The organism is Kitasatospora sp. P5_F3 (assembly GCF_054049135.1).
Window position 1 is genome coordinate 32,094 of record NZ_JBFUMY010000089.1, and the last position, 8,859, is coordinate 40,952.

The 8,859-nt window shown below is 72.9% G+C and carries 10 protein-coding genes; 8 read left to right on the forward strand and 2 right to left on the reverse strand.

Going from position 1 to position 8,859, the window contains the following annotated elements; genetic code table 11:
• Nucleotides 1-94: 94 nt before the first annotated feature.
• From aroC to ACXJMZ_RS32570, 8 genes are all read left to right on the forward strand, one after another.
• Nucleotides 95-1,279, forward strand: coding sequence for a chorismate synthase (aroC, locus tag ACXJMZ_RS32535; protein WP_457033622.1), 1,185 nt, complete (start codon nt 95-97; stop codon nt 1,277-1,279).
• Entirely contained in the window at nt 1,276-1,791 is a 516-nt protein-coding gene (locus ACXJMZ_RS32540) for a shikimate kinase (protein ID WP_457033614.1), read from the forward strand. Before aroC ends, ACXJMZ_RS32540 begins: the two co-directional genes overlap by 4 nt.
• Complete coding sequence (gene aroB / locus ACXJMZ_RS32545) at nt 1,788-2,876, forward strand: 3-dehydroquinate synthase (protein WP_457033615.1); 1,089 nt, start codon at nt 1,788-1,790, stop codon at nt 2,874-2,876. Before ACXJMZ_RS32540 ends, aroB begins: the two co-directional genes overlap by 4 nt.
• Entirely contained in the window at nt 2,873-3,313 is a 441-nt protein-coding gene (gene aroQ / locus ACXJMZ_RS32550) for a type II 3-dehydroquinate dehydratase (RefSeq protein ID WP_457033616.1), read from the forward strand. The genes aroB and aroQ overlap by 4 nt, the downstream gene beginning before the upstream one ends.
• Before the next feature lie 28 nt (nt 3,314-3,341).
• The gene (locus tag ACXJMZ_RS32555; RefSeq protein WP_457033617.1) at nt 3,342-4,082 is read left to right on the forward strand and encodes an AAA family ATPase; all 741 of its coding nucleotides are present in this window, start codon (nt 3,342-3,344) and stop codon (nt 4,080-4,082) included.
• A 180-nt stretch (nt 4,083-4,262) separates the two neighbouring features.
• A complete protein-coding gene (locus ACXJMZ_RS32560; RefSeq protein WP_457033623.1) occupies nt 4,263-4,913 on the forward strand; it encodes a LysE family translocator in 651 nt (216 codons plus the stop codon).
• 78 nt (nt 4,914-4,991) lie between these two features.
• Nucleotides 4,992-5,801 (forward strand): Fpg/Nei family DNA glycosylase, encoded by an 810-nt coding sequence (locus ACXJMZ_RS32565; protein ID WP_457033618.1) that lies wholly within the window; start codon nt 4,992-4,994, stop codon nt 5,799-5,801.
• A 104-nt stretch (nt 5,802-5,905) separates the two neighbouring features.
• The gene (locus tag ACXJMZ_RS32570) at nt 5,906-7,549 is read left to right on the forward strand and encodes a peptide-N4-asparagine amidase (protein ID WP_457033619.1); all 1,644 of its coding nucleotides are present in this window, start codon (nt 5,906-5,908) and stop codon (nt 7,547-7,549) included.
• A 9-nt stretch (nt 7,550-7,558) separates the two neighbouring features.
• Here ACXJMZ_RS32570 and ACXJMZ_RS32575 read toward each other — a convergent pair whose 3' ends face one another.
• Together ACXJMZ_RS32575 and ACXJMZ_RS32580 are read right to left on the reverse strand one after the other, a co-directional pair.
• Complete coding sequence (locus ACXJMZ_RS32575) at nt 7,559-8,584, reverse strand: helix-turn-helix domain-containing protein (protein ID WP_457033620.1); 1,026 nt, start codon at nt 8,582-8,584, stop codon at nt 7,559-7,561.
• A gap of 27 nt (nt 8,585-8,611) precedes the next feature.
• The coding region (locus ACXJMZ_RS32580) for an EamA family transporter (RefSeq protein WP_457033621.1) at nt 8,612-8,859 on the reverse strand (248 nt) is incomplete at its 5' end.

An 8,859-nucleotide genomic window follows, 5' to 3' on the forward strand; every position in this document is an offset into this window, starting at 1 on the left:
GCAACGCGGACCATGCGCCCGATGGCTCCCGGGACGTGAAAGGATCGTGGCGAACGAACGCCCGGCCGCCCGGCCGCTGACGAAGGAGCTCCCGTTGGGTACGTTGCGCTGGCTGACGGCGGGGGAGTCGCACGGCCCCGCACTGGTCGCGACCCTGGAGGGCCTGCCGGCCGGGGTGCCGGTGACCACCGCACTGGTCGCCGACGCGCTGGCCCGTCGGCGGCTCGGCTACGGCCGCGGTGCCCGGATGAAGTTCGAGCAGGACGAGGTCACCTTCCTCGGCGGGGTCCGGCACGGCGAGACCATGGGTTCCCCGGTCGCCGTGATGGTCGGCAACACCGAGTGGCCCAAGTGGGATCAGGTCATGTCGGCCGACCCGGTCGACCCGGAGATCCTCGCGGGTCTGGCCAGGAACGAGGCGCTGACCCGCCCGCGCCCCGGCCACGCCGACCTGGCCGGGATGCAGAAGTACTCGATCGACGAGGCCCGCCCGATCCTGGAGCGCGCCTCCGCCCGGGAGACCGCGGCCCGGGTCGCGCTCGGCGCGGTGGCCCGCTCCTACCTCAAGGCGACCTGCGGCATCGAGATCGTCTCGCACGTGGTCGAGCTGGCCGCCGCCAAGGCCCCGGCCGGTGTGCTGCCGCTGCCCTCCGACGAGGCCCGCCTCGACGAGGACCCGGTGCGCTGCCTGGACCCGGACGCGTCGAAGGCGATGGTCGCCGAGATCGACCAGGCCCACAAGGACGGCGACACCCTCGGTGGCGTGGTCGAGGTGCTGGCGTACGGCGTGCCGGTGGGCCTCGGCTCGCACGTGCACTGGGACCGCCGGCTGGACGCCCGGCTGGCCGCCGCCCTGATGGGTATTCAGGCGATCAAGGGCGTCGAGGTCGGCGACGGCTTCGAGCTGGCCCGGGTGCCGGGCTCGCAGGCGCACGACGAGATCGTGCCGAGCGCCGAGGGCATCAAGCGGACCTCCGGCCGCTCCGGCGGTACCGAGGGCGGCCTGTCCACCGGTGAGCTGCTCCGGGTGCGGGCCGCGATGAAGCCGATCGCGACCGTGCCGCGCGCGCTGCAGACCGTGGACGTGCGCACCGGTGAGGTCGCCAAGGCCCACCACCAGCGCTCGGACGTCTGCGCCGTGCCGGCCGCGGGCATCGTCGCCGAGGCGATGGTGGCCCTGGTGCTGGCCGACGCGGTGGCGGAGAAGTTCGGCGGCGACAACGTCTCCGAGACCCGCCGCAACGTGCAGGGCTACCTCGACAACCTGATCGTCCGATGACCGCACCGCTCGTCGTGCTGGTCGGCCCGCCCGGGGCCGGCAAGAGCACGGTCGGCAGGCTGCTCGCCGAGCGCCTCGACGTCACCTTCCGGGACACCGACCAGGACATCGAGCTGCTCGCGGGCAAGCCGATCCCGGAGATCTTCATCGACGAGGGCGAGCCGCACTTCCGGGCGCTGGAGCTGCGCGCCGTCGAGGCGGCCACCGCCGCGCACGACGGAGTGCTCGCGCTCGGCGGCGGCGCCGTGATGGCGGAGCCGACGCGTGAACTGCTGCGCGGCCTCCCGGTGGTGTTCCTGGAGGTGGCGCTCGGCGACGCGGTCAAGCGGGTCGGCCTGGACGCCCCGCGCCCGCTGCTCGCGGTGAACCCGCGCGCCGCCTGGCGCGAGCTGATGGAGGCCCGCCGCCCGCTGTACCTGGAGGTGGCCACCGCAGTGGTGGCCACCGAGGGCCGTTCGCCGGAGCAGGTCGCGGACGCCGTACTGGAAGCACTGGAGCTGAAGACCCCATGAGCGACACCGTCACCATCCACGTCGGCGGCAGTGCCGGGCACGACCCGTACGACGTGCTGATCGGCCGTCAGCTGCTCGGCGAGCTGGGCCGGCTGATCGGCACCCGGGCCAAGCGGGTGGCGATCATCCACCCCGAGGCGCTGGAGGCCTCGGGCGAGGCGATCCGCGAGGACCTGGCCGCCGAGGGCTACGACGCGATCCTGCTGCAGGTGCCGAACGCCGAGGAGGCGAAGAGCGCCGAGGTGGCCGCGTACTGCTGGTCGGTGCTCGGGCAGACCGGCTTCACCCGCAGCGACGTGATCGTCGGCCTGGGCGGCGGGGCCACCACCGACCTGGCGGGCTTCGTGGCGGCCACCTGGCTGCGCGGGGTGCGCTGGGTGTCGATGCCCACCACGCTGCTCGGCATGGTGGACGCGGCGGTCGGCGGCAAGACCGGCATCAACATCGCCGAGGGCAAGAACATGGTCGGCGCCTTCCACCCCCCGGTGGGTGTGCTGGCCGACCTGGCCACCCTGGAGACCGTGCCCAAGCACGACTACGTCTCCGGCCTGGCCGAGGTAATCAAGTGCGGCTTCATCGCCGACCCGGTGATCCTCGACCTGATCGAGGCCGACCCGGAGGGCGCCAAGACGCCGGCCGGGCAGCACACGGTGGAGCTGATCCGCCGGGCGATCCAGGTCAAGGCCGACGTGGTCTCGGGCGACCTCAAGGAGAACGGCCTCCGCGAGATCCTGAACTACGGCCACACCCTGGGCCACGCGATCGAGCGCAACGAGCGGTACAAGTGGCGGCACGGCGCCGCGATCTCCATCGGCATGGTGTTCGCCGCCGAACTCGGCCGTCTGGCAGGCCGGTTGGACGACGAGACCGCCGACCGGCACCGCACGGTGCTCGGCTCGGTCGGCCTGCCGCTGACCTACCGGGCGGACGCCTGGCCGAAGCTGCTGGACGCCATGAAGATCGACAAGAAGTCGCGCGGCGACCTGCTGCGCTTCATCGTGCTGGACGGTCTGGCCAAGACCTCGGTGCTGGAGGGCCCCGACCCGCAGGTGCTGGTGGCCGCGTACGCCGAGGTGTCGTCGTGAGCCGGGTGCTGGTGCTGAACGGCCCCAACCTGGGCCGGCTCGGCAGCCGGGAGCCGGACGTCTACGGCGCCACCTCGTACGCCGGGCTGGTCGAGCGCTGCACCAAGCTCGGCAAGGAGCTCGGCTTCGAGGTGGAGGTCAAGGAGACCAACTCCGAGCAGCAGATGATCGAGTGGCTGCACTGGGCCGCCGACGAGAAGACCCCCGTGGTGATCAACCCGGGCGCCTTCACGCACTACTCGTACGGGATGCGGGACGCCGCCGCGCAGCGGACCGCCCCGCTGATCGAGGTGCACATCTCCAACCCGTACGCGAGGGAGACCTTCCGGCACAACTCGGTGATCGCCGCGGTCGCCTCCGGCACCATCGCCGGATTCGGGATCGGCAGCTATGAGCTGGCGCTTCGTGCGCTCGCGGAGCAGCTCACCACCCGCTGACGCATGATCAAAAACTCGGTGGCGGGCTGTGCCCGCCACCGGGCCGACGTGTAGTGTCCCCGTCGGGAGGTGCTCAGTGACGCAGTACGCAGGGGGAGGTCAGGTGCCGCCGGGCTATCCGGCCCAGCCGGTCCGGCCGCCGTACCCGCCGCAGGCCGCCACCGGTCACTTCGCCCTTCCGACCGGCGCACCGGTCCAGCTGCCGCCGCCGCAGGCGCCCGCACTCACGCTCGCGGTGCTGCTGATCGGCCCCGCCGGGGCGGGCAAGACCACGGTGGCCAGACACTGGGCCGAGCGCCGCCCGACCGCGACCGCGCACATCAGCCTGGACGACGTCCGGGAGTGGGTGCAGGCCGGGTTCGCCAACCCGCAGTCCGGCTGGAACAACGCCTCCGAGGCGCAGTACCGGCTGGCCCGCCGCACCTGCGGCTTCGCCTGCCGGAACTACCTGGCCAACGGCATCTCCTGCATCATCGACGACGCGGTCTTCCCCGACCTGCCCGCCGTCGGCCTGGGCGGCTGGAAGCGCCACATCGGCCCCGGCATGATCCCGGTGGTGCTGCTGCCCGGCCTCGACTCGGTGCTGGCCAGGAACGCCCGCCGGGCCGGCACCCGCCGCCTGAGCGACGAGGAGGTGGCCCGGATCCACGGGCGGATGGCCGGCTGGTACAACTCCGGGCTGCCGATCATCGACAACTCCCACCTGGACGTCCCGAGCACCGCCGCCGCCCTGGACCAGGTGATAGCGGCCCGGCTGGCCGGCCGCTGACGCCTGCTGTTGCCGCGCTCCGCCTTCGGACAGCTGGTCGGTCGTACGTCCGACCGACAAGGTGCGGGCCATGCCCGCCGATGCAGCCCGGCACCCCGCCCCGGCAGTACTGACCTGCCGTCACTCCGTCGTGGCATCATGATCGGGTTCGACGGAGCGGTCGTGGCTGAGGGGGACGGTGTGGTCGAGGTCGGTGCGATAGCCGGTATCGCGGTGGTGTCGTTGGGGATGGTGCTGACGCCCGGGCCGAACATGATCTATCTGGTGTCCCGGTCGGTGGCGCAGGGGCGCCGGGCCGGGCTGATCTCGCTGGCCGGGGTCGGGGTCGGGTTCCTCACCTACCTGGCGGCGGCGACGGCGGGGATCGCGGCGGTGTTCGCGGTGGTGCCGGAGATCTACCTCGCACTCAAGCTGGCGGGTGCGGCGTACCTGCTCTGGCTGGCCTGGAAGGCCGTGCGGCCCGGGGCCGGATCGGTGTTCACGCCGAAGGAGCTGGCGCCCGACCGGCCGACGCGGCTGTTCCTGATGGGGTTGCTGACCTGTCTGCTCAATCCGAAGATCGCCATCCTGTACGTCTCGCTGCTGCCGCAGTTCGTCGCGCCCGAACGTGGCCATGTCGCGGTGCAGAGCCTGCTGTTGGGGCTGACCCAGATCGCGGTCGGCCTGGCCGGGAACGTGTTCTTCGTCCTGACGGCGGGTTCGGTGGCGGTGTTCTTCGCGCGGCGTCCGCTGTGGCAGCGGGTGCACCGGTACGCGATGGGCACGCTGCTGGGGGCCTTCGCGGTACGGATCGCCGCCGACCGCTCCCAGGCGGTGGCGGCGGCGCCCTGACCCGGTGCGGCCGGGACTGTCGGCCCCGCCTGCGAGAATCGGACGGTCGTCACGCACCCGTCCTGGAGGGGAGAGCTCGTGCCCGAGGGCCACATCATCCACCGTCTCGCGACCGAGCACGCCAAGGCGTTCGCCCACCGGCCCGCCCGGGTGAGCAGCCCGCAGGGGCGGTTCGCGGAGGGCGCGGCACTACTGGACGGGCAGACCGTCGCCGAGGCGGAGGCGCACGGGAAGCACCTGTTCCTGGGGTTCGCCGGTGACCGCTGGCTGCACGTCCATCTCGGGCTGTACGGGGTGTTCACCTTCGGCACCGCCCCGGCGCCCGCGCCGGTGGGGCTGGTGCGGCTGCGGCTGGAGAACGACGAGACGTACTCGGACCTGCGCGGTCCCAACACCTGTGAACTGCTCACCGGCGCCGAGAAGTCGGCGATCCACGCCCGGCTCGGGCCCGACCCGCTGCGCCCCGGCAGCGACCCTGGCCCGGCCTGGGAGCGGATCTCCCGCAGCCGGACCACGGTGGCGGCCCTGCTGATGGACCAGAAGGTGCTGGCCGGCGTCGGCAACGTCTACCGGGCCGAGGTGCTGTTCCGGCTCGGCATCGACCCGCACCGCCCGGGCCGTGACGTGACCCGGGCCGAGTGGGACGCGATCTGGGCCGACCTGGTGGAGCTGATGCACGACGGCGCGGGCATCGGCCGGATCGACACCGTCCGTCCCGAGCACACCCCCGAGGCGATGGGGCGGCCGCCCCGGGTGGACGACCACGGCGGCGAGGTCTACGTCTACCGGCGGGCCGCGATGCCGTGCCTGGTCTGCGGCACCGAGGTGCGGACCGAGACGCACGCGGCCCGCAACCTCTTCTGGTGCCCGCGCTGCCAGCAGCGCTGACCGGCTTAGCGGGGGCTCGATTGTGGCGGCGGCATTGACAGGTCCAGATCACTGTCGGAAGGATGCCGGTGCCACTGTCGGAACCCTCAGCCCCGGAGGCCGCGTTGTCCGCCCGTCCCGTACTGCGCCGAGCGGCCCGCGCCCTCGGTGCCGCCGTCCTGGCCCTCGCGGCCGTCCTGGCCGGAGGCGGCACCGCGCACGCCGACTTCGGCTCCGACTACCACGACCCGATCTCCGCAGCACAGCCGCTGACCAGGCCGGACACCCGGTCCTGCGTGGTCGAGGTGATGCACGAGCGGGCGTTCAAGGACGGCTACGGCAGCCCGGCCGACACCCCGTACAGCGGCTCCCTCACCCCGCCCGCCGACTGTGCAGGGCCCTGGTCCAAGGTGGTCCTCGACCTGCACGGCAGCGTCGCGGGGCGGCAGTTCGACCGGCTGTTCACCGTCCGGGTGGGCGGGGTCGAGGTGCTGATGTCCTCCACGCCCGAGCCCTCCCGGGACGGCATCGAGTGGCGGGTCGAGCGTGATGTGACCCGGTACGCGCCGGTGCTGACGGGCACTCAGCCCTTCGAGTTCGACCTGGCCAACGTCACCGACGGCACCTACACCGGCGTCTTCGTGATCTCGGCCACCTTCACCTTCTACACCGCTTCGGCGAGTTGGCCCGCCGCCCGCACCGCCGACCGGGTGCTCACCGGCGGCGGCTTCACCCTCGACCAGGCGCACCCGGGCACCAGCAGGGAGTTCACCTTCCCGCAGAACCTGGAGCGGCTGACCGCCGAGGTGTACGCACGCGGCGGCGGCGCCTGCGAGGAGTTCGCGTACGCCTCCGCACCCGAGGAGTTCGTCCGGGCCAACCCGGGCCGGGGTTACTGCGGCCAGGGCCCGTTCCGGGAACTGCGGCTCGCGGTGGACGGCCGGGTCGCCGGGGCGGTGTGGCCCTATCCGGTGATCTACACCGGCGGCTGGGACCCGCTGCTCTGGCGGCCCACCCCGGGCATCTTCGCCTTCGACCTGCCCGCGTACCAGGTCGACCTGACCCCGTACGTCGGACTGCTGCTGGACGGCCGCCCGCACGCCGTCTCACTCACCGTCAACGCGGCCGAGCGGCAGAGCAACGACGGCTGGACCGGCCAGCTCAACCTGTTCGCCACCGTCGACCACGGCAGCACCCGCACCTCCGGCGCCCTGACGCAGCACCAGGTCGCCCCCGAGGCCGCCGTACGCACCGAGCTCACCGACCTGGGCGGCGGCAGCGGCGACTGGACGGTCACCGCGGCCCGCCACGACCTGGCCAAGGGCTGGGTACAGACCTCGCACGGCCGGGTCAGCACCGAGGTCAGGAGCGACCGGACCTTCCGCTCCGACCAGCAACTGCGGGACGGCGGCGGCGATCTGACGCTGCACAACCGCACCGACCAGACCTCGACCAGCACCCGCAGGGGCGGCGGCCCGCCGTCCACCAGTACCGTCCAGGAGAGCGCTCCGCTGGACGTCCGCTACCGCTACACGGCCGACGCCGCGGGCAGCACCGACCAGCGCACCGAGATGGTGCTCGGCCACCACCGCACCACGACGGACGACGGCCGCCGCAGCACGGTAAACCACACCTACGCCCCGTCCGCCCACCGGCACGACGGCGACGCGACCGTCCGCACCGGCGGCTCGGTGGAGACCTACCGCAGCACCGGGCCGGACGGTCCGTACGGGCGCACCATCACCACCCGGGACGGCTGGCCGGTCTGATGGGCGACCTCAGCCGCCCAGGGCCTGCTGGATCGCCGCGGTGTCCTTGGTCCAGGCGAACGACGCCAGGGTCTCCGCTTCCTCTTCCTCGTCCGTGGCCGTCTCCGCTCCGAGCGTGCCGACCCAGTCCCGGACCTGCTGCGCCAGCGCCGTGTCGGTGCTGCGCAGGGCGGCGAGCCAGCGGGAGGCCAGCTCGGTCCAGGCCGGGCCGGTGCCGGTGAAGTGGAGCTGGAAGCGCGGGTGGGCGAGCAGCCAGTTCTTCACCGTCGGCGCCTTGTGGGTGGCGTAGCTGTCGCAGATCAGGTGGACCTGGAGGCCGGCCGGGACGGTGTTCTCCAGGTTGTCCAGGAACTTGCGGAACTCCACCGCCCGGTGCCGGCGGTGCAGTGAGCCGACCACCTGACCGTCGGTCAGTTCGAGGACCTCGGCCAGGCCCCGGTCGGGGTTGCCCGCGTAGCCGGTGGCGCTGCGCCGGTTCTCGTCCACGCAGACCACCAGGGCCCGCTCCGGCGGGGCGAGGTAGAGGCCGACCACGTCGTGGGCGCGGTCCAGCGCGAGCGGGTCGGTGGCCAGCGTGACGGCCTCGGTGCGCTGCGGGGCCAGGTCGAAGGCGCGCCAGACCTTGGCGACGGTCTGCTGCGAGACCCCGGTCCGCTCGGCCAGCTCACGGGCCGTCCACTGGGTGCCCAGGCGGGGCTTCTTGCCGAGCGTCTCACCGACCACCTTGGCGATCTGCTCGTCCGTCATGGTGCGCGGGCCGCCGGCCCGCAGCTCCTCGGAGAGCCCGGCCAGGCGCTCGGTCAGGAAGCGCTTGCGCCACTTGTTGACCGACTCCCGGGAGGCGTTCAGCTCGGCGAGCACGGTGTCCACCGGTACCGGCTTCGCGGCCTTGCCCTGCCCGGCGGAGGCGAGCACGATCTTGGCCCGCATCCCCATCGCGGTGGGCCGCTGCGCCAGCCCTTCCAGGGCGGAGCGCTCGGCGGCGGTCAGGTCGAACAAGGTGGTCTTGGATACGGTGCGTACGGTGCGTGCCATCCCGCAACTATAGGGACACCGGGCAGGTCAGCCCGCCGCCAGTAGCAGCGTCCCGGCCAGCGCGAGGCCCGCGCCGACCACCTGGACCCGCAGCAGACGCTCCTTGAGCAGGCCGAGCGCCATCAGCGCGGTGACCACCGGGTAGAGCGAGGCGAGCACCGCCGCGACGGCTGCCGAGCCGCTGTGCGAGGCGGCGGCGTACGCGCCGTTGGCGGCCACGTCGGCCAGGCCGACGGCGGTCAGCGGCAGCAGGTGGCGGCGGGCCACCGCCAGGT

Excerpts from the sequence above, each read along its gene's own strand:
- ACXJMZ_RS32540 (WP_457033614.1), top strand. The coding sequence starts at position 1,276 with ATGACCGCACCGCTCGTCGTGCTGGTCGGCCCGCCCGGGGCCGGCAAG.
- aroB (WP_457033615.1), top strand. The coding sequence starts at position 1,788 with ATGAGCGACACCGTCACCATCCACGTCGGCGGCAGTGCCGGGCACGAC.
- ACXJMZ_RS32575 (WP_457033620.1), bottom strand. The coding sequence starts at position 8,584 with ATGGCACGCACCGTACGCACCGTATCCAAGACCACCTTGTTCGACCTG.